Genomic DNA, 20,706 nt, shown 5'->3' with positions numbered 1-20,706 from the left:
AAAGGCGGAACCGCTCTGGCACCGCCGACACAGCCGGATCCTGCGTGGCGAAAAGCGAGTGCCGCGACAAGAAAAGCGCCGGACACAAGCCCGGCGCTTCGCAATTTCCAGAAAATCCCCGGCAGCCTATTCCGTCCCGAAGAATTCCTTCATCCGGGCGAAGAAGCCGTTTGATTCCGGATTGTTCTCGTTGGAGGACAATTCGTCGAATTCCTGCAGCAATTCGCGCTGGCGGCGCGTCAGCTTCTGCGGGGTTTCGACCCGGACCTGGATATAGAGATCGCCCTTGTGGGAGGAGCGCAGCACCGGCATGCCCTTGCCCTTCAAACGGAATTGCTTGCCGGTCTGCGTGCCCTCCGGCACGGAAACCCGCGATTTGGTTCCGTCAAGCGTCGTGACTTCGAACTTGCCGCCAAGGGCGGCCTGGGTCATCGATATAGGCACGGTGCAGTGCAGGTCCGCCCCGTCGCGCTGGAAGAACGGATGCGGCTTGACCGACAGGAAGATATAGAGGTCGCCGGATGGTCCACCGCGAAGCCCGGCCTCGCCTTCACCCTGAAGGCGGATGCGGGTGCCGTCCTCGATGCCGGCAGGGATATTGACGGAAAGTGACCGTTCCTCGACCGTGCGGCCCTCGCCGCGGCATTTCGGGCAGGGATCGGAGATCGTCTCGCCGCGGCCGTGACAGGTCGGGCAGGTGCGCTCCACGGAGAAGAAACCCTGTGCCGCGCGTACCCGGCCGGAGCCGTGACAGGTCGCGCAGGTGTTCGGCGTGGAGCCGGGCTTGGCGCCGGAACCCGTGCACTCGTCGCAGACCACAGAGGTCGGAACCCGGATCTGCGCCGTCTTGCCCTCGAAGCTCTCCTCGAGCGTGATCTCCATATTGTAGCGCAGGTCCGCCCCGCGCTCGCGCCCTCCGGAGGAGCGGCGGCCACGGGCGCCGCCCATCATCTCGCCGAAAATATCCTCGAAGATATCGGAGAAGCCGCCAGCGCCGCCGAACCCGCCGGCACCGCCAAAGCCGCCGGCGCCCGGTCCGCCATTCTCAAAGGCGGCATGGCCGAAACGGTCATAGGCGGCCCGCTTCTGCGGGTCCTTCAGCGTTTCATAGGCCTCGTTGATTTCCTTGAACTTCTTTTCGGCTTCGCTGTTATCCGGATTTTTGTCCGGATGATACTTCATCGCAAGTTTGCGGAAGGCGCTCTTGAGCTCCTTTTCGTCAACCGAACGGCCGACGCCGAGTGTCTCGTAATAGTCCGCTTTTGCCATGGAGTCTGCCAACCTCTTGAACAGATTTTTCCGGCCGCCGAAGCGACGGCCGGATGTTTGATTTCAGGAATGATCAGGAGCGACGCTCAGATCAAGCCGATTTCTTCTTGTCGTCGTCATCGCTGACATCTTCGAAGTCGGCATCAACGACGTCGCTTTCGGCATCCTTGGCGGCGTCCGCGGAGGCAGCCGCATTCTCATCCGCCTGTTGGGCCTCGTAAACGGCCTGGCCGAGCTTCATCGAGACTTCCATCAGCGTCTGCGTCTTGGCCTGGATGTCATCGCCATCCGGCTCTTCGGCGCCGACCGCCGTCTTCAGTTCCTCGATCGCCGCCGTGATGGCGTTGCGGTCTTCTTCGGAAACCTTGTCGCCATGCTCGTTGAGCGACTGCTCGGTCGAATGGATCAGGCTTTCGGCCTGGTTCTTCGCTTCGACCGCGGCACGACGTTTCTTGTCTTCCTCGGCATGGCTTTCGGCGTCCTTGACCATCTGCTCGATGTCGCTGTCGGAAAGGCCGCCCGATGCCTGGATGCGGATCTGGTGTTCCTTGCCGGTGCCCTTGTCCTTGGCGGACACGTTGACGATGCCGTTGGCGTCGATGTCGAAGGTGACTTCGATCTGCGGCACGCCGCGCGGGGCCGGCGGAATGCCGACGAGGTCGAACTGGCCGAGCATCTTGTTGTCGGCCGCCATTTCACGCTCGCCCTGGAAGACCCGGATGGTCACGGCGGACTGGTTGTCCTCGGCCGTGGAGAAGGTCTGGCTCTTCTTGGTCGGGATGGTGGTGTTGCGGTCGATCAGGCGGGTGAACACGCCGCCGAGCGTTTCGATGCCGAGCGACAGGGGCGTCACGTCGAGCAGCAGCACGTCCTTGACGTCGCCCTGCAGCACGCCGCCCTGGATCGCAGCGCCGAGCGCAACAACCTCATCCGGGTTGACGCCCTTGTGCGGGTCCTTGCCGAAGAGCTGCTTGACGGTTTCCTGAACCTTGGGCATGCGGCTCATGCCGCCGACGAGAACGACTTCATCGATCTCGCTTGCCGAAACACCGGCATCCTTGAGCGCTGCCTGGCAGGGGCCAACCGTGCGCTTGACGAGATCAGCGACAAGGCTTTCGAACTTGGCGCGGGTCAGTTTCAGCGTCAGGTGCTTCGGACCGGTTGCATCGGCCGTGATGAACGGCAGGTTGATTTCGGTCTGCTGCGAGGACGAAAGCTCGATCTTGGCCTTTTCAGCGGCTTCCTTCAGGCGCTGCAGCGCAAGCTTGTCGGCGCGCAGGTCGATGCCGTTTTCCTTCTTGAACTCGTCGGCGAGATATTCGACGAGACGCATGTCGAAGTCTTCACCACCGAGGAAGGTGTCGCCGTTCGTCGACTTCACTTCGAAGACGCCGTCGCCGATCTCGAGGATCGACACGTCGAAGGTGCCGCCGCCAAGGTCGTATACGGCGATGGTCTTGCCTTCGTTCTTGTCGAGACCGTAGGCGAGCGCGGCAGCCGTCGGCTCGTTGATGATGCGCAGCACTTCGAGGCCGGCGATCTTGCCGGCATCCTTGGTGGCCTGACGCTGGGCGTCGTTGAAGTAGGCCGGAACCGTGATGACGGCCTGCTCGACCTTTTCGCCGAGATAGCTTTCGGCAGTTTCCTTCATCTTCTGAAGAACCATCGCGGAGATCTGCGAAGGCGAATAGGACTTGCCGGAAGCCTCGACCCAGGCGTCGCCATTGTCGCCCTTGACGATGCCGTAGGGAACCAGGCCCTTGTCCTTGGTCACGGTCGGGTCTTCGTAGCGGCGGCCGATCAGGCGCTTGACGGCGAAGAGCGTGTTGGTGGGGTTGGTCACGGCCTGGCGCTTGGCCGGCTGGCCGACGAGGCGTTCGCCGTCATCGGTGAAAGCCACCATGGAAGGGGTGGTGCGGGCGCCTTCGGCGTTTTCGATAACCTTGGCATCCTTGCCATCCATGATGGCGATGCAGGAGTTCGTCGTACCGAGGTCAATTCCGATTACTTTAGCCATTTTCGCTTGTCTCCTTTTAAGCAGGCCATCTGAACCCTTCAGGCATTCTGTGACGGCCCCTTGAGCTATGGTCTTGATTTGATTTTAGCGGCGATAACGCCGTTGTGAGCGCTATATAATGAGCACCAAATGGCTCTGCAAGGCGCTCGCTGAAGCTTATGGCAGCAATTCCGCGCCTATTTGGCGGCTCTGAGCGTCGAATGAATGCGGAAGGTACCATGTTTGGGGCAAAACCCTCCCGCACGCCATGAGCCAACCTCGGGGCGGCGATGCCGGATATCACGGATTTGCGGTCCGTCGCGTCCGATATCAACCCCCGGATGATTAACCATGATACGATTTTGCCGGCGTCTCACTCGCCGTCGGAATAGGCCTTGTAAAGCTCTTCCATCGCGATACCGGTCGCCTCGTCGGCCGTCCGGCCAGGAAAATTCGTCGCCACGACAACGCCAAGATCCTCTGCCGGATCGAGCACGATGCGGGCTAGGTTCATCCCGTTCGAGCCGTTATGGGTCAATAGAGCATGGTCGGCCCAGTCAAACAGGACCACGCCCCAGCCGAATGCATATTCGCCCGTCGTTGGCGTGCCCGGCGGCGGGTTTTCCCTGACCGGCGTGATCACCTTGGAGGCATGGATGTATTTGAGCGTTTCCGGCGCAACCAGCGCCGGGCCGCGGCTGCCCTCACCGAGATTCCAGACTGCCCACTTTGCATAATCGGCAATCGACATATGGGCCATGCCCGCTGGCCCCAAGACCGGTGGCGCATCGGCGGCCGGCGCCCAGTAAAGCGGCCTCACATTGCCGTCCTCATCCATCCGGTGGCTGACGGGCGCATCCACGAGGCCGAAAGTGGTCTGGGCGCCGAGGCCCGCCGTCTCCATGCCGAGCGGCTGAAAAATCCGCTCGTTCATCAGCGTTTCCCAGTGCTCGCCCGATGCCTTTTCGATCATCATGCCGGCAATCATGTAGCCGAGGTTCGAATACTGAAAGGGAGAGCCCTCCGGAACCGTGATTTCATGGGTCTTCCAGGCGTCGAGAACCCGGTGGCGCCGGTCCCATGGATTATAGTCAAAGGTATCCGCGCTGAAATAAAGATCGACCAGCTCCTCGGTATCCATTGGAATGCCGCTCGAATGGGAGAGAAGCTGTTCCAGCGTTGCCGCCGAAAGGCTCTCGCTCATGCCCGGAAAGTCTTCGCCCAGAACACCTCCGATCGTGGAAGACCAGTCGAGACTGCCCTCTTCCACCATCATGCCGGCAAGCGTCGCCGTCATCGATTTGGCGTTGGAGCCAAGGTGAAAGCGATCATCGGGCATGACCGGAACATCCTCGCCATAGACCCTTGTGCCGACCGCAGCAGCGGCAACGGTTTCCCCGTCCCGAACCACTGCGGCGGCAAGGGCCGGAAGATCATATTCCGTACGCACCTGTTCCAGATAGGTCTCGAGATCGAAGGCGGTCGCCTGCCCGGAAAGGACCAGAACCGGCACAAAAACGGCCGCCGCCCCGGACCGCACGAAACGGCGTCGCGCCGCCACAAAAAAACGCATCATCAGTCTTACCCCTGTTTCATGTTCCTTGCGGCCATGAGCGGATATCCGCTCCATTCCGGCCGTTTGCCTGACCCTGCCTGCGTCTTTTCCGCCTGAATGTGCGCAGGAACGCGCGCAGCATTGCCAATCGGACAGCAAAAGGCAACTTTGCGCGGCAATAGGCCGGGGACAAGCCCCATCGGGATAATCAATTTCCGGTTATTCGGCCCAGTCGCGTTGATGGATCCCTCTTCAACCGTCATGAGGTCAAAGCGGCTTCCGGCGACGGTAGAGATCGTCAGACCGGATCGGGGCAGGCGCGTTCCCAGACGGCGCGCGGAACAAGGTGAACACCCTTTGCCGCCTTTTCCCCTTCCCCGACGATGTGGCCGATGCCCTCGGCCATCACCGCAAGCGTCATGTCGAAAGCATTGAGGCTGTCGCCTTCGCCGCCGGTCAGGTTCGCCATGGTTCCGCCGACGAAAAGATGAACCCGATTGCCGGACGGCAGGCTGTGCGTCGTAACGGCCGGGAGCGCCTTTTCCGTCGGCAAAGCCAGAAGCGGCGACAACTCGATCTCGTCAATGCGATGACCGGAATTCAAAAGGAAGCACCCGTCCTTCAATTGTTCGATGACGCCGAAAGGCAATACGTGATGGCCGCCGGTTCCGGTCACGACGACATCGGCCTCGGGCGCGAGTTCGGCAACGCTGCCGGTCCGCCAGCCATCATAGCGCGCCTGCAGAAGGCGGGCGGGGTCGATCTCGGCCACCATCACCGTGCCGCCGAAGGCGCGGGCGCTGGCGGCAAGCCCCTGGCCGACGGAGCCGTAGCCGACGACCAGCACGTTCTTTTCATGCAGGCTCAAAAGCGTGCGGGCGAAGAAGGCGTTCCAGGTGGTGAGCCCCACCATGTGGCGATTATGCAGGCCTTCCTTTACCGGAAGGTCGTCCCAGTTGAAGATCGGCCAGGGCGGCAGATCGCCCTGGAGCCGGCTGATGCCGGACCCCGTTGCCTCCAGCCCCGCCCTGATATCGGGCATGTCCAGGCCGCGCGACAGCAGAAAATGGGTATAGTCCGAACCCATCTCGCTGAGATGCGTGGGTCCCCAGTTCAGCCCGTTCTCGATTGCTCGTTGCCAGTCGTCTTCCGGCATGTCCTTGAAGGCATCGACCCGCGCGCCCGAAGCGCGCATCGCGTCCACCACCTCGTTGCGCACCGTCGCCGGATTGCAGGTGGTGATGAAGAGTTGCGCTCCGCGGCCGGCAAGTCCCTCCACCAGCGGCAGCATCTTCATGTCGAGATGCATGCTCATGGCGAGCCTGATGCCGGTCATGTCCGGCAGGTTGGAAACGGCGCGGGCGACGCGCGGCATCTGCGCCTTGGCCCAGGCAGGGGTAATCTCGGTCATTGTCGTCGGCTCCCTGCCGGAAAACTGCGCGTCAGCGACCGTGGCGGCGCTGGTAGCGGCCCCGCAGCCAGAAAATGAAAAAGACGGCCAGCACGAACAAAATGCCGATGCCGATCGCAAGCCATGGTGAGAACAATGCCACGTAATTGATAATGTCCGGCAGAAAATAACCACCGATCAGAAGCCCACCGAAGATGATCGCAGCCGCAATCATGGTCGAACGGTTGTTTTCGTCGCTCATTGTCCGCTTGCCTCCCGGATGGATTTGAGATCGCGAAGCTGCCGGCCGGCCGCATCGAAATTCGAAGGAGAGAGCCAGGTTTCGAACGCGGCCTTGATTGCGGGCCATTCGCTGTCGATCATCGAGAACCAGGCGGTATCGCGGTTCTTGCCCTTGGCGACCATGTGGTTGCGGAAAATGCCTTCGAAGGAAAACCCAAGCCGCTCGGCCGAAGCCCGGCTCGGCGCGTTCTCGCTGTGGCATTTCCACTCGTAACGTCGATAGGCGAGGTCATCGAAGACATGCCGCGCCATCAGGTAATGCACCTCGGTCGCGATCGGCGAACGCTGCATGGCGGGGCCGTGGGCGACCGAGCCGACCTCGATCACGCCATTCTTCTCGTCGATGCGCATGTAACTCGCCATGCCGACGACCGTGCCGCCTTTCGCCGCGCGGAAGACGCGCGTTACCCAGTTGCCCGAGGCGTTCTGCTGATCGAGCCAGGCATAGAAATCCGCCGGGCCGGAAAAATCAGCCTGGGGAAAGAAGCGCAGGAGCCCGTTGACGGCTTCGGCGGAACCACCGAGCGCCGCCCAAAGCGCCTCGCCATGTGCGCCCTCGTCATAGGGCTCGACAGTGACGTAAATTCCGCGCTGATGCACGGGCTGCGGCCTCAGCCGCGGCGAAAAACCGGAAAGATCGGACATGACGGCCTCCCTTAAGAGCGGGTGCAACCGCAAGGCTCTAAATTTGAAAAAGCGCCCGCGCCTTCCGGGCGGACGCCTTGCCGGTCAGTTCATCAGTACTTGCCGAGCGTCGCGCAGGCATCCTCGGCGAGTTTCTTGATGCCGGCCCAGTCGCCCTTGGCAACCAGATCCTTCGGCGCGACCCAGGAGCCGCCGACGCAGATGACGTTCGGCAGCTTCAGGTAATCCGGCGCATTGGCGAGCGATACGCCGCCGGTCGGGCAGAACTTGATATCGGCGAGCGGGGAGGAGAGCGCCTTGAGGTAAGGCGCGCCGCCAGCCTGTTCGGCAGGGAAGAACTTCATCACCCGGTAGCCTTCCTCGCGCAGCGACAGCACTTCGCTGGCCGTGGCAGTACCCGGCAGAAGCGGTACTTCGCTGTCATCGGCGGCGTCGAGAATATCGCCGTTGATGCCGGGCGAGACGATGAACTTGGCGCCGGCCTTTTCAGCCGCCGCATAGTCGCGCGCCGAGAGGATGGTGCCGGCGCCGATGACCGCGCCTTCGATTTCCTCGGACATGGCCTTGATGACGTCGAGCGCCGCATCCGTGCGCAGCGTGATCTCCAGCGCCTTCAGTCCGCCCTCGACAAGCGCCCGCGCCAGCGGTACGGCATGTTCGACGGATTCCACGATCAGCACCGGAACGACGGGCTGGGCGGTAAGGGCATCGAGGAGATTTTGGGTTTTTGCATCCATGGTCGCACTGGCCTTTTGAATTTTTTGCTCAAGCTGAGTTTGAAATACCCCGGCACAGGCATCAAGTCGAGACCGGAAGGGATTATAAATCGACCGGAATCATTGCCCGCGACAGTGGCCGTGTTATGACCGTATTCCTGTCATTGGGGTTTGATCTCGATTAACACGGGATGCGCCCTGCTACCGGCGTGAAGAGGGCTTGCGATGGCCAAGGAAATCGAACGGAAATTCCTGGTGGACGGCGATGGCTGGAAGGACGGCGCGGAAAAGGGCGTGCGCCTGCGCCAGGCCTATCTCCTCGGCGCGCCCGACCGCTCCGCCCGCGTCAGGGTCTTCGACGACGCGCGCGCCCGCATCACGCTGAAGTTCGGCTCCGGCGCGATGAGCCGCGACGAATTCGAATATGACGTGCCCCTGGACGATGCGCTGGAAATGACCGACCACGCGCTCGGCCATGTGATCGACAAGACCCGCTATTGCGTGCCAGCCGGCGATTTCGTCTGGGAAGTCGATGTCTATCACGGCGACCTTGCCGGGCTCGTCGTTGCCGAGGTAGAGCTGCCGAGCGAGACGGCGACGCCGCATCTTCCCGACTGGCTCGGCCGCGAGGTGACCGGCGACCGGCGCTTCACCAACCAGGCGCTTGCCGAGACCGGCGTCATTCCCGAAGAGGACGGCTGACATGGCTTTCTCGCTCGACCCCGACAAACCGTTCGACGCTGCCTTCAGGAAAGTGGCCGTCTCCCAGCTCGAAGACGCGATCAAGGCGCTGAGGAAACAGCCCCGGGGCCTTGATGAGGCAGTCCATGACGCCCGCAAGAAGTTCAAGCGCGTGCGCGGCCTGTTGCGGCTGATCCGCCCGGCGGCGAAAGACTTTTCGCGCGCGGAAAACGCCCGCATCCGCGACATGGCGGCAGACCTTTCCGGCGGGCGCGACGCGACGGCGCTGATCGAATGCGCGGCCTATCTGCGCGGCCTGGCAGACGACGGGGGGCGCGACATGGCGCTTTCCCGGCTGGAAACGACATTGCGCGAACGCCGCGACAGCGCCGCCGTTTCCGACGCAGCGCTCAGGAAAAAGGCCAAGGAGGCGATCCACACCTGCCGCGACGCGATCGCCGCGATCGAAGAGGCCGCGTTTCATGCGGACCGATCGGCGGCGGCAAAATGCATCGGCAAGGCCTGGAAGAAACAGCTCGCCAATGCCCAGGTGGCGCTGATGACGGTGCAGGCCGATGGCGCGGACGGCGATTTTCACGAATTGCGCAAGAAGAGCCAAACTTACTGGATGTTCTGCGCGCTCCTCTCGCCGGCCTGGCCCTCTGCGCTGAAGGCCAAGCGCAACGACGCCAAGGCGCTCGCCGATCTGCTGGGCCACGAACATGATCTCAGCATGCTGCTGCAGCTTCTGGACAGCCCTGATGCGCCCGGCCTCGATTCCGAAACGCTTGCGACCTGCCGGGATGCCGCGCTTGAGACCCGCGCGCAGCTGCGCCGACGGGCGATCAAAAGCGCGCGCAAGACCTTCGGTGACGAGCCCGATGTCGAGGCGAGGATTATCCGGACCTTGTGGAAGAAACGCGCCCACGCGCATCACGGCGAATAATTGCCAAAAACCGCCGATACGTGTATTGGCCAGCGCAATATTCGTGAATAGCCCGAGATTGAAGAAAGCGGAGAGAGACCATGGAAGGGTCCTATCTGGTCGCAGCCCTGTATCACTTCACGCGGTTCGCCGATTTTCAGGCGTTCCGCGCGCCGCTCTTCGCCTGCTGTGAGGAAAATGGCGTGCGCGGCACGCTGCTGCTTGCCCATGAGGGCATCAACGGCACGATCGCCGGCAGCCATCAGGGCATAGCCAATGTGCTCGCCTTCATCCGCGCGCGCCCCGAGTTCGCGGGTCTCGAGCACAAGGAAAGCCACGCCTCGAAAATGCCCTTCAGCCGCCTCAAGGTACGGCTGAAGAAGGAAATCGTGACGATGGGGGTCGAGGATATCGATCCGTTGAAGACGGTCGGTACCTATGTCGATCCGAAAGACTGGAACGACCTCATCTCAGACCCCGACACGATCGTCATCGACACCCGCAATGATTACGAGACGGCGATCGGCATTTTCCGCGGCGCGGTTGATCCGCATACCAAAACGTTTCGCGAATTTCCGCGCTGGGTGGAAGAAAACAAGGGCCTGCACAACAAACCGAAGATCGCCATGTACTGCACCGGCGGCATTCGCTGCGAAAAGGCGACCGCCTATATGAAGGAGCAGGGCTTCGAGGAGGTCTACCACCTGAAGGGCGGCATCCTGAAATATCTCGAGGACGTGCCGGAGACCGAGAGCCTCTGGGACGGTGCCTGCTTCGTCTTTGACGAGCGCGTTTCCGTCACTCATGGACTGAAGGAAGGCGAGCACAAACTCTGTCACGCCTGCCGCCATCCGGTGACGCCGGAAGACAAGCTTTCCGCCGATTACGAGGAAGGCGTCTCCTGCCCGCACTGCGCCGAGACCTATTCCGACGCCGACCGCGCCCGCTTCCGCGAGCGCCAGCACCAGATTGCGCTGGCCAAGGCGCGCGGCGAGCGTCATCTGGGGACGTAAGGCGTATTTTCCCGAGCGAGAAGAAACGGCGCCCCGGACGCCCGCTCGACGAAAAACCTCTCCCTTTTACGGACGTCATCCTCGGCCTTGTGCCGAGGATCTAACCACTTTGCCCTACGAGCGGAGCTCCTGTTTTTCAACAGGCTGATTTATCGCGCCGCTCCATCTGAAACGCCTATCGCGTTGATACGTGTTTAGATGCTCGGGACAAGCCCGAGCATGACGGCGGAGAGTGGGGCAGGCATGTGTCAGCAGCCTGAAGGCGTTCCGAACGTGGCGTCCAGAATGACCGAACCCGCCAAATCATCAATGGTGGAAGCCGGAGGCCTCGTCCTCGGTCAGCGGCTTGGTAATCGGGTGTGCGCGGAAATAGTCGACTGCCGCCTTCATGTCCTCGATCAGCAGCGAGCAGAGGTCGATCGACACGCCGTTTCTGACCAGAATGCGCTGGATCGCCTGATCCTCGCAATTGGCCGGGAGCGTATAGGCCGGCACCTGCCAGCCGCGCGAACGCAGCCGGTCGGCAAGGTCGAAAAGCGTGTAATTGGTAGGAAGCCCTTCCTTCAGCTTCCATGAAACCGCCGGAATGCCCTTCTTCATGTCGCCATCGAAGACGATATCGACGAGGCCGGTCTTTTCCAGTTCCTCCGCCAGAAAGGCGGCAGAGCGGTAGCAGGCTTCGTGGACCTTGCGATAGCCCTGACGGCCAAGGCGCAGGAAGTTGTAATACTGGCAGATGACCTGGCCGCCCGGACGGGAGAAATTGAGCGCGATATCGCGCATATTGCCGCCCAGATAATTGACCCAGAACACCATTTCCTCGGGCAGGTCCTTGTCCTCGCGCCACAGCACCCAGCCGACGCCGAGCGGCGAAAGGCCGAACTTGTGACCCGACGCGTTGATCGATTTCACGCGCGGAAGACGAAAGTCCCATTCCAGTTCCGGCGCGCAGAAGGGCGCGAGAAAACCGCCGCTGGCGCCATCCACATGGATCGGGATGTCGAGCCCCGTGCGCGCCTGAAGATCATCCAGCGCATCGGAAACGGCCTTCACCGGCTCGTATTCGCCGGTATAGGTGACGCCGAGCGTCGGCACCACGCCGATCGTGTTTTCGTCACAGAGCTTCAGCACTTCTTCCGGCGTCATCAGCAGGCGGCCGTTCTCCATCGGGATCTCGCGATGTTCGACATCCCAGTAACGGGTGAACTTGTGCCAGCAGATCTGCACCGGACCGGTGATCAGATTGGGCTTGTCGGTCGGCTTGCCTTCTGCCTTGCGCCTTGCCTCCCAGCGGCGCTTCAGCGCAAGCCCGCCGAGCATCGCCGCTTCGGAGGAGCCGGTGGTCGACGTTCCCGTGATCGGGCCTTCCGGCGCGTGCCAGAGATCGCCCAGCATCCGCACGCAGCGCGCCTCGATCTCGGCCGTCTGCGGATACTCGTCCTTGTCGATCATGTTCTTGTCGATGCAGTCATCCATCAGCTTGTGGATCTCGGGCTCCTCCCAGGTCTGGCAGAAGGTTGCGAGATTTTGCCGGGCATTGCCGTCGAGCAGCAGCTCGTCATGGATCGCCGCATAGGCCAGCCTCGGGGCGCGCTCCTTCTCGGGAAAGCCGGATTTCGGCAGGATCGCCGAAAGATCGGCAGCGCCGTAGGTCTCGTCATTGGGATCAAACAGACCGTCCTGTTCGCGTTCTTCCGCCATCGACTTCATCTCCCTTTGTCGCAGGTGCTGACAAAAACAAGTATCGGCTCGCTTTCAGGCGGTCAAGGCAAACTGCGTAAGCGCAAGCTTTCGTGAACGGATGCGCGCGGATGGCCGCCAATACTTGATTTCCGGCCGACAGGTCCGTAGAGATCAATCAACAGGGCAACCGCCCGCGCAGACCCGAGGCAAGAAAATTCGGATCATGCAGATCACACGCACCCGTTCCGCAGACGACGCGCCCGAACTGCGCAGTCCGCTTCGCCCGCTTGGCCTTGCCTTCGGTATCCTCCTCGCATTCCTGCTGTCCGCCTGCACGCAGCGCCCCGGACCCGAGGTGATCTACCCGCATCCGGGGGCCGCCGTGGAGGGCGCGCGCAGCGTGACCGTCTATGTAGCCACCACCCGCGAACCGGCCGAGGAGCCGATTGACGGCTTCACGCCCGAGCGCGAGGACGAGATGAGTTATGCCGAGTTCGTGATCTCGATCCCGCCCGACCATGATCCCGGCGAGATCGAATGGCCCTACGCGCGCAAGGCCCGGCCGGACGAGCATTTCACCGTCCTCAAGCACACCGCGCTGTCACAGTCGGCCTTTGATGCGCGCGTGGCAAAGGCCGCGCGCGACACCGGAAAGGGCATCGCCGGCGTCTTCGTGCACGGCTTCAACGTCTCCTTCCAGGAGGGCCTGTTCCGCATGGCCCAGCTTGCCGCCGACACCGATGTCTCCGGCGTGCCGATCCTGTTTTCCTGGCCGTCGCAGGCGCGCCTTCTCGACTATGCGACCGACAAGGAATCCGCGACCTTCTCCCGCGACGGGCTGACCGATCTGCTCGATCAGGTGACCGCGCTTTCCAGCGTGCGTTCGGTCATGCTGTTCGGCCACAGCATGGGCGGCTGGTTGACCATGGAGGCGCTGCGCCAGTTGAGCCTGGAGGGCAACCGCAAGGCGCTTGGGAAACTCAATGTCATCCTCGCAGCGCCCGATATCGACGAGGACGTGTTCGCCGCCCAGGTCGATGTGATCGGCCCGCTTAACCCGCCGCTTCTGGTAATGGTCTCGGGCGACGATCGCGCGCTCGGCTTCTCGCGGTTCATCCAGGGCAACCGCCAGCGCGCCGGCCAGCTCGACATCACCGATCCGGAAGTGCTGGAGATGGCCGAGAGGAAGAATGTGGCCCTGATCGATATTTCCTCGGTGTCGTCGCGCGACGCGCTCAACCACAGCCGCTATGCCGCCCTTGCGGCGATCTATCCGGAACTCGACGAGGACACCGAGCTTGGCAGCATGGGACGGCGACCGGGCGCCCGGTTCCTCGATGCCATGGGCCGTACGGTCGATCCGACACCGGCGATTGCCGCGACAGCGGACGGGCAATAGGCCAGGCTGCGCCCTGCCGGAAGCACAGCACCGCGCAAAGTTTCACGGAACCGTTCCTTGCAAATGGGGCCATGACCTTTAAAGATCGGGGAAGCTTACCGAAGCAACAGGAGGAAGCGATGCGCGCCGGATCCAGATACCAGCACCTCGTCCACGGAGCGGGCTGTCCCTGCCACACGCCTGAATTTGCCCGGCTGAACCAGCGCCTGATGGACGGTTTCAGCCGACGTTCGGTGCTGAAGGGCGCGGCGGCAACCATCGCCGCCGGTGCGCTGGCCTCCATGCCCTCTCTCGCCGAGGCCAATGACCGTTCCGTCCTGCTAACCAATGTGCGCATCTTCGACGGCCTCTCCGACATGCTCATCGAAGGCAGGAACGTGCTCGTCAGCGGCGGCCGGATCGAGGCGCTTGTTCCCGTCGCAGAGGATGTCGCCGATGCCGATATCGTCGATTGCGGCAACCGTGTGCTGATGCCCGGACTGATCGATGCCCACTGGCATTCCTTGCTCTGCGCCATTCCCATGCAGACGGCGATGACCGCCCAGGTGCCCTATGTCCATCTGGTCGCCGCCGCCGAATCGGAAAAGACGTTGATGCGCGGTTTCACCACGGTGCGCGATGTCGGCGGACCTGCCTTTGCGCTGAAACGCGCCATCGACGGCGGCAAGGCGATCGGTCCGCGCATCTATCCGGCCGGCGCGATGATCACCCAGACCTCCGGCCACGGCGATTTCCGCATGCCCTACGAGATCCCGGCGTCCGACAACACCAATCTCAGCCATGCGGAAGAGGCCGGCATTTCCTCGATCGCCAATGGCGTGCCGCAGGTTCTGACCCGCGTGCGCGAACAGCTGATGCTCGGCGCGAGCCAGATCAAGATCATGACCGGCGGCGGCGTCTCCTCGCAATATGACCCGATCCCGAGCCTGCAGTTCACGCCGGAGGAAATCCGAGCCGCTGTCCAGGCGACCGAGGATTGGGGCACCTATGTCTGCGCCCATGTCTATACCGCCCAAGGCATCAAGCGCTCGATCGAAAACGGCGTCGCCTGCATCGAGCACGGCCAGCTGGCGGACGAGGAAACCGTGCGCATGATCGTCGACACCGGCACATGGTGGAGCATCCAGCCTTTCCTGGCGGACGAGGATTCCAACCCGCAGGGCTCCGAGCAGCAGCGCCAGGACCAGCGCAATATCGCCGAAGGCACGGTGCGCTGTTTCGAATGGGCCGACAAGTTCAACATCGAGCGCATGGTCTGGGGCACGGATATCCTGTTCAATCCGGCCAAGACGGGATCACAGGGCCGCCAGCTCGCCAAGCTTGCTGAATGGTTCTCGCCCGCGGATGTGCTGAAGCTCGCCACCAGCCGGACGGGCGAACTGCTGCAGCTCTCCGGCGAACGCAATCCCTATCGCGGCCGCCTCGGCGTCATCGAGACCGGCGCTTATGCCGATATGCTGTTGATCGATGGGAATCCGCTTGAGGATATCGGACTGATCGCCGATCCTGCGAACATGGCCGTCATCATGAAGGATGGCCGCTTCTTCAAGAACACGCTGGCCTAGGAGCCCTTGATGCGCGCATCTGCCGTAACACTTCTCTTCGCGGGCTTCGCGACCGCCAGCCTCTCCTCTGCCGCCTTCGCAGCCGATCCGGTCGCGCCTCAGCCGACACCGGCGATCCCCGCGCCCGCCGACGACTGGAGCTTCGCGCTGACGCCCTATATCTGGGGCGCCGGGCTTTCCGGAAAGGTCTCACCCTTCACCGGCGCGCCGACCGTCAGGGTCGATCGCAGCTTTTCCGAAATCCTCGAAGAGCTCAATCTTGCCGGCTTCGTCAATTTCTATGCGACCAACGGCACGTTCGGCGCCTATGCGGACGTGATGTATGTCGATACCCGCGAAGCCCACGCCACCGGCCCGGTCACGCTTCCAGGCATCGGTCCCGTTCCCGGCGTCAACGTCAATCTCGACACCAAGCTTTTCAACGCCGCGCTGTTTGGAACCTACCGCCTCGCCGATACGGACCGCTTCGCGCTCGATGCGCTCGCCGGCATACGCGTCTTCAAGGCATGGGCCGATGTTTCGGCCGGCATCACCGGAACGCCCAACGCCTACCGGGCAAAGAGCGATTTCGGCTGGGTTGATCCGGCGATCGGCGCGCGCATGGAATATGATTTCGGCAAGGGATTCAGCTTTGTCGGCCAGGCTGATATCGGCGGTTCTTCCGGCGGATCGGACCTCACATGGCAAGCGATGGGCGCGGTCAAATACGACGTATCCAAGACCACGGCGCTATCGCTCGGCTACAAATACCTCTCCGTCGACTATGACCGGGATGGCCACCTTCTCGACATCGACATGCAGGGACCGACGCTCGGCCTGACCTTCAAGTTCTGATCCGGGCGGGCCTGTTAAGCCTGATCGTCAGACTTGGTTGACACTTGCGGCCACGGTGAAGGACACTACCCGGGAAAAACGGGGACGAATACGACAAGAGGGTCAGGTGCGGGGCGTGCGTGTATTGCGTAAAGCAGGGTTTGTTTTGTCGGGTCTGTTGCTGCTGACATCGTGCAGCAGCGCCGGGCGCGGCCCGGTTATTCCCTTTTTCGGAGCCTATTTTCCCTCATGGATCGCCTGCTCGCTGATCGGCATCATCGGCGCTGTCATCGTCAGACTCATCTTCATCAAGGCCGGCATTGACGCCGTGATGCCGCTCAGGGTGGTCGTCTATCTGTTTCTGGCGATCGCCCTCGGGCTCGCTGCGTCAATCCTTCTGTTCGGGCGGTAGACCATGTTGAGCACCAAGGCAAAGCTTGTCGCCCTTATCCCTGTCATCGTCATCGGCGCGACCGCCTATCTCGGCTGGACCCATATGACGCGGATGAAGGCGAACATCCTGTCGCAGGACGCAACGCTGACCGCGCCAATCACGCAGATCTCAGCCACCGTGCCGGGCCGGATCGCCGAGATCCATGTTTCGGAAAACGAGGAAGTGAAGAAGGGAGATTTGCTGTTCTCGCTGGAAGACGAATCCTACCGCCTTCTCGTCGCCCAGGCGGAAGCCGAGCTGAAGGCGGCGGAAGCGCTCTACCAGTCTCAGGAGCGCAGCATTGCGGCGGAAACCGCCAATGCCGAGATCGCCGTGCAGCAGATCGAACGCGCGCGGGCCAATCTGGAACTGGCGGAAGAGACGCTGGAACGGCTTCTGCCGCTGCAGCCCAAGGGCTATGTCACCGACCAGCAGGTGCAGGACGCCCGCACGGCAAAACGCGATGCCGAGGTTTCCCTCGAACAGGCGATGCAGCAGTCAAAGGCCGCCGACGCCCTGATCTCGACGCCGGAGGAGACGCTGGCCGTCATCGAAGCCCGGCGGGCGGCGCTCGACCTCGCCAGGCACAACCTCGCCAATACCAAGATCTATTCGCCCCATGACGGACGCGTCGTCGGATTGAAATTTTCGAGCGGCCAGTTCGTCGTTTCCGGCGCGCCGCTCTTCACCCTGGTCAATACCGGCCAGTGGTTCGCGACGGCGCTCTACCGCGAGGCGGAACTGAAGAACCTCCCCGCAGGCACTTGCGCCACCGTTTACGTGATGGCCGACCGTTCGGTTGAGATCAAAGGCCGGGTCCAGGGCATCGGCTGGGGCGTGGCAACGGAAAGCTTGATCGAACTGCCGAGCGCGCTTCCCTATGTGCCGAAGGAACTCGACTGGGTGCAGATCGCGCAGCGCTTCCCCGTGCGCATCGAGCTGATCGACCCGCCGGAAAACCTGATGCGCATCGGCGCATCCGCCTCGACAGTGGTTCGCCATGGCGACGATTGCTGAAAGCGCGCTGAGGCGAAAGTCGCACCGGCTCGTCGATGACCTGAGGCCGTTTCCCGGTCGCTTGCGCCTTTCGCTCTCGATCGGCGCCATCTGCGCCATCTCAACCGTCATCTCGATGATGTATCATTTCCCGGAAGCGGCCATCGGCTGCTATCTGGTGATCTTCCTGATGCGCGCCAATGCGGCGGAGAACGTCGTCACCGGCATCGGCATCATCATTGCCGTCTCGCTCGTGGTCGTGCTGCTGATCGGGATCATCAACCTGACGATCAACCATCCGCCGGCACAGATCGCGGCGATCGTCATCGCCTCCTTCATCTTCCTCTATCTCGATTCGGCCACCAAGGCGGGCGAGCAGGCCGGCATCGTCGCGCTGGTGATCGCCTTCGTGCTGACCTTGCTGGGCAATATTCCGCTCGGCGAGATCGCCACCCGCGCCGTGCTCTATGCCTGGGCCATGGTGTTCGTGCCGATGGCGGTGATGGCGGTCTACAATCTTTTCTTCGGCATTCCCCCGCAGAAGCTCCTGCGCCAGACGATCGCCGAACGGCTGGAGCTTGCCGCGACACGCCTCGAAACGCCCGAAGCCGCAGACGACCTCGCCTTTTCCGATGCGCTCGGCGAGGGCATGGCGGAATCCGACAAGCGGCTGCTGCTGACGAAGCTCCTGAACCTCGTCTATGGCAAGGATTACGAATTCCTCGAACGCGGTCAGGCGCATAGCTACCGGCTGCTGCTGGCCGTCTCCGCCTTGCCAGAAGACACTGACAACGAAAGCCGTTCGGCACTTGCCGGTTTCTGCCGCGAAATGGCAGAGGCCGTGACCGCGAAACAGGCGCTGCCGGCCTTTGATGCGCAGGCCTTTGCCGGGCATGCCGTCTTCGGCGACGTCGCCGCCGCACTGGACGATCTCAGCCACATGGCGCCGCTTGAAAAAGGCGCGCCGGTGGATGATCCGGCGGTCTCTCCCGACATCTTCTCCAACCCCGTCCATCTGCAGTTCGCGCTGAAGACGACGCTTGCCGCGGTCACCTGCTTCTTCATCTACACCGCGATCGACTGGCAGGGCATCCATACGGCGATGATCACCTGCTATGTCGCAGCTCTCGGCACCACGGGCGATACGGTGCACAAGCTGGTGCTGCGCATCACCGGCTGCCTGATCGGCGCGTTTTTCGGCCTTGTCGCGATCCTGTTCGTCATTCCGCAGCTTGAATCCGTCGGCGGGCTCGCCTTCCTCATCTTTGGCGTCGTCTCGCTTGCCGCCTGGGTTTCGACCGGCAATGAGCGCATTTCCTATGGCGGCGTCCAGATCGCGCTTGCCTTCCTGCTGACGGTGCTGCAGGGCTTCGGCCCGAGCACCGATCTGAGCGCTGCGAGCGACCGCATCATCGGCATCCTTCTCGGCAATGCCGTGGTCTATGTGATCTTCACGTCGATCTGGCCGGTCAGCGTCGGCGACGAGGTCAAACGCCGGGTCGGCCTTGCCACCGCGAAGCTGAAACAGCTCGCCGGGCTGGATTTTGACACCCGCCGCGCCTCGACCGCGCTGGTCGCCTCGGTGCAGAGCGACATCGGCGTGATCCGCAATGCGGTGGAAATGGCGTCTTACGAGCCGCGCCATATGCGCCCGTCGCTTGAGGCGCGCGAGGATTACGCCGGTTCGGCGCGGGCGCTGAACGCGCTTTCGCTTGCCCTTTATTTCCGGCCCGAGCCGCCGCCCCTGCCGGAACCGGACCCGATCACACCCGCCGCCGAACCGGCGGACTTTTCGAGAACCGCCCACACGGGAGAGACGAGCTGATGCGAAACCTTCTTTCCGGAATGGCTGGCATCGTCGCCGTTTTCGCCCTCACGGCGCTTGGCGGCTGCGCGGCGGATTCGCTGTCGCTTGCCCCGCCCTCGCCGGACCGCCCCTGGCAGCCGGCAGCGGAAAACACCAATGCGGATGACCTGAGAACCGCAGCACAGGGCGGCACGGAACTGGCACTCTCGCCGCCCGTCATCGACAACGCGAAGACCTATTCGCTGCCCGAACTGATCGACCTTGCCCAGCGCACCAATCCGGGCACGCGCGCGGCGTGGGAAGAGGCGCGACAGGCGGCGCTTGCCGTCGGCATGGCGGAGGCCACATACCTGCCGGTGATCACCGCCAATGTGATTGCCGGCACCAACCAGAATGCGGCCGAACTGCCGATCCCGATCGGCGGCAGCGCCTATTTCGACAGCAATGTCCAGGGCGTCGTGCCGTTCATGGCGCTGCAATGGCTGGCGCTCGATTTCGGCGGCCGCAGTGCCGTCGTCGAGGCGGCGAAGCAAGTGTCGCTCGCCTCCAACTACCAGTTCAACGCCATGCACCAGAAGCTCGTCTTCGCGGTGACCGGCGCCTATCACGACTACAATGCCGCCCGCGCCCATACGAGGGCAGCAAATCAATCGCTTGCCAACAGCCGCACGGTGCTCGACGCCGTCAGCGCAAGGCGCGGGCGCGGGTTGGCAACCTCCGTCGACGAGGCCCAGGCCGAGCAGATCGTCGCCCAGGCCGAACTGGCGCTCGTTCAGGCGAGAGGCAGCGAGCAGGACAGCTACCAGGCGCTTCTCGGCGCGCTCGGCATTTCGCCGATGTCGAAGCTGAAAATCCAGGATACGGCCGGACGCGGCCTGCCCGCGTCGTCCCGCGCGCCGGTCGACACCATGATCGAGATCGCGCTCTCCAACCGGCCCGACATTCTGGCGGGTTATGCGACGCTCGAGGCAAGCCGCGAAGGCGTGAAGAAGGCGAAATCCGACTTCATGCCGAAGATCGGCGTGTTCGGCACGCTGTCATCCTACGAGACCGGCCTGACGGCGGGCGGCCTGCCAACCATCGACAATAACGGGCTCAACGGCAATATCATGGTCGGCGCCACCATTCCGCTTTACGACGCCGGCATGCGCGACGCCAATCTGAAACAGGCCGAAAGTCGGGTCGAGGCGGCCAAACGCAATTTCGAACAGTTGAAGGATGCCGCCGCCCGAGAGATCGTGGTGGCCTCGAATGCCCTGACCACCGCGCTTCAGGCCAATGCCTCTTCGGTCAAACTCCGTCAGGCCGCCTACAAGACATACGATTCGGCGCTTGAAGCCTATCAAAACGGCGTCGGAACGGTTTCAGCCCTGGCAACGGCCCAGACCGGCCTGCTCGAAGCACGGCTCGCCGAAAGCGACGCGCGCGAGGCGGCCTTCACCGCTGCCGCCAACCTCGCCTTCGTGCTCGGCACCTCGACCGCGGCGACCATTCCGCGTTAAGGAGATCGGCGGCGT

The 20,706-nt window shown here is 62.7% G+C and carries 18 protein-coding genes; 10 read left to right on the top strand and 8 right to left on the bottom strand.

Going from position 1 to position 20,706, the window contains the following annotated elements:
* Positions 1 to 126: 126 nt before the first annotated feature.
* From dnaJ to GGR30_RS13350, 7 genes are all read right to left on the bottom strand, one after another.
* Positions 127 to 1,269 (bottom strand): molecular chaperone DnaJ, encoded by a 1,143-nt coding sequence (gene dnaJ / locus GGR30_RS13380; protein ID WP_183487060.1) that lies wholly within the window; start codon positions 1,267 to 1,269, stop codon positions 127 to 129.
* A gap of 91 nt (positions 1,270 to 1,360) precedes the next feature.
* Positions 1,361 to 3,286, bottom strand: coding sequence for a molecular chaperone DnaK (dnaK, locus tag GGR30_RS13375; RefSeq protein ID WP_183487058.1), 1,926 nt, complete (start codon positions 3,284 to 3,286; stop codon positions 1,361 to 1,363).
* A 352-nt stretch (positions 3,287 to 3,638) separates the two neighbouring features.
* Positions 3,639 to 4,841 carry a serine hydrolase domain-containing protein gene (locus GGR30_RS13370; protein ID WP_246413846.1) on the bottom strand — a complete coding sequence of 401 codons (1,203 nt, stop codon included), beginning with the start codon at positions 4,839 to 4,841 and terminating at the stop codon, positions 3,639 to 3,641.
* Between the two features lie 277 nt (positions 4,842 to 5,118).
* Complete coding sequence (locus GGR30_RS13365; RefSeq protein ID WP_183487050.1) at positions 5,119 to 6,231, bottom strand: adenosylhomocysteinase; 1,113 nt, start codon at positions 6,229 to 6,231, stop codon at positions 5,119 to 5,121.
* Positions 6,232 to 6,262: 31 nt separating this feature from the next.
* Positions 6,263 to 6,472 carry a hypothetical protein gene (locus tag GGR30_RS13360; protein WP_183487049.1) on the bottom strand — a complete coding sequence of 70 codons (210 nt, stop codon included), beginning with the start codon at positions 6,470 to 6,472 and terminating at the stop codon, positions 6,263 to 6,265.
* Positions 6,469 to 7,158: a GNAT family N-acetyltransferase gene (locus GGR30_RS13355; RefSeq protein WP_183487047.1), complete on the bottom strand. Its 690-nt coding sequence runs from the start codon at positions 7,156 to 7,158 to the stop codon at positions 6,469 to 6,471. The genes GGR30_RS13360 and GGR30_RS13355 overlap by 4 nt, the downstream gene beginning before the upstream one ends.
* Positions 7,159 to 7,250: 92 nt before the next feature.
* Positions 7,251 to 7,895 (bottom strand): 2-dehydro-3-deoxy-phosphogluconate aldolase, encoded by a 645-nt coding sequence (locus GGR30_RS13350; RefSeq protein ID WP_183487045.1) that lies wholly within the window; start codon positions 7,893 to 7,895, stop codon positions 7,251 to 7,253.
* A 204-nt stretch (positions 7,896 to 8,099) separates the two neighbouring features.
* Between GGR30_RS13350 and GGR30_RS13345 the strand changes: the two genes are divergently transcribed.
* From GGR30_RS13345 to trhO, 3 genes are all read left to right on the top strand, one after another.
* On the top strand, positions 8,100 to 8,576 hold the full coding sequence (locus GGR30_RS13345) for a CYTH domain-containing protein (protein ID WP_183487043.1): 477 nt from the start codon (positions 8,100 to 8,102) through the stop codon (positions 8,574 to 8,576).
* Between the two features lies 1 nt (position 8,577).
* Positions 8,578 to 9,501: a CHAD domain-containing protein gene (locus tag GGR30_RS13340; RefSeq protein WP_183487041.1), complete on the top strand. Its 924-nt coding sequence runs from the start codon at positions 8,578 to 8,580 to the stop codon at positions 9,499 to 9,501.
* An 80-nt stretch (positions 9,502 to 9,581) separates the two neighbouring features.
* Positions 9,582 to 10,493: an oxygen-dependent tRNA uridine(34) hydroxylase TrhO gene (gene trhO, locus GGR30_RS13335; protein WP_183487039.1), complete on the top strand. Its 912-nt coding sequence runs from the start codon at positions 9,582 to 9,584 to the stop codon at positions 10,491 to 10,493.
* A 306-nt stretch (positions 10,494 to 10,799) separates the two neighbouring features.
* Here trhO and gad read toward each other — a convergent pair whose 3' ends face one another.
* The gene (gad, locus tag GGR30_RS13330) at positions 10,800 to 12,194 is read right to left on the bottom strand and encodes a glutamate decarboxylase (RefSeq protein WP_183487038.1); all 1,395 of its coding nucleotides are present in this window, start codon (positions 12,192 to 12,194) and stop codon (positions 10,800 to 10,802) included.
* A gap of 205 nt (positions 12,195 to 12,399) precedes the next feature.
* Between gad and GGR30_RS13325 the strand changes: the two genes are divergently transcribed.
* The 7 genes from GGR30_RS13325 (at position 12,400) to GGR30_RS13295 (ending at position 20,691) form a co-directional block, all read left to right on the top strand.
* A complete protein-coding gene (locus GGR30_RS13325) occupies positions 12,400 to 13,575 on the top strand; it encodes an alpha/beta hydrolase (protein ID WP_183487035.1) in 1,176 nt (391 codons plus the stop codon).
* Positions 13,576 to 13,694: 119 nt separating this feature from the next.
* Positions 13,695 to 15,140: a metal-dependent hydrolase family protein gene (locus tag GGR30_RS13320; protein WP_183487033.1), complete on the top strand. Its 1,446-nt coding sequence runs from the start codon at positions 13,695 to 13,697 to the stop codon at positions 15,138 to 15,140.
* A gap of 9 nt (positions 15,141 to 15,149) precedes the next feature.
* Complete coding sequence (locus GGR30_RS13315; RefSeq protein ID WP_183487031.1) at positions 15,150 to 15,974, top strand: porin family protein; 825 nt, start codon at positions 15,150 to 15,152, stop codon at positions 15,972 to 15,974.
* Positions 15,975 to 16,119: 145 nt separating this feature from the next.
* The gene (locus GGR30_RS13310) at positions 16,120 to 16,365 is read left to right on the top strand and encodes a YtcA family lipoprotein (protein WP_246413844.1); all 246 of its coding nucleotides are present in this window, start codon (positions 16,120 to 16,122) and stop codon (positions 16,363 to 16,365) included.
* A gap of 3 nt (positions 16,366 to 16,368) precedes the next feature.
* Complete coding sequence (gene mdtN / locus GGR30_RS13305; RefSeq protein WP_183487029.1) at positions 16,369 to 17,403, top strand: multidrug transporter subunit MdtN; 1,035 nt, start codon at positions 16,369 to 16,371, stop codon at positions 17,401 to 17,403.
* Positions 17,387 to 19,207: an FUSC family protein gene (locus tag GGR30_RS13300; protein ID WP_183487027.1), complete on the top strand. Its 1,821-nt coding sequence runs from the start codon at positions 17,387 to 17,389 to the stop codon at positions 19,205 to 19,207. Before mdtN ends, GGR30_RS13300 begins: the two co-directional genes overlap by 17 nt.
* The gene (locus GGR30_RS13295) at positions 19,207 to 20,691 is read left to right on the top strand and encodes a TolC family protein (RefSeq protein ID WP_246413842.1); all 1,485 of its coding nucleotides are present in this window, start codon (positions 19,207 to 19,209) and stop codon (positions 20,689 to 20,691) included. Before GGR30_RS13300 ends, GGR30_RS13295 begins: the two co-directional genes overlap by 1 nt.
* Positions 20,692 to 20,706 lie beyond the last annotated feature (15 nt).

Origin of the sequence: Martelella radicis (assembly GCF_014196625.1) — a bacterium.
In the GTDB taxonomy this organism is placed as follows: Bacteria; Pseudomonadota; Alphaproteobacteria; order Rhizobiales; family Rhizobiaceae; genus Martelella; species Martelella radicis.
The sequence above is the reverse complement of the archived record's forward strand: the minus strand, read 5'-3'. Positions and strand labels throughout refer to the sequence as shown.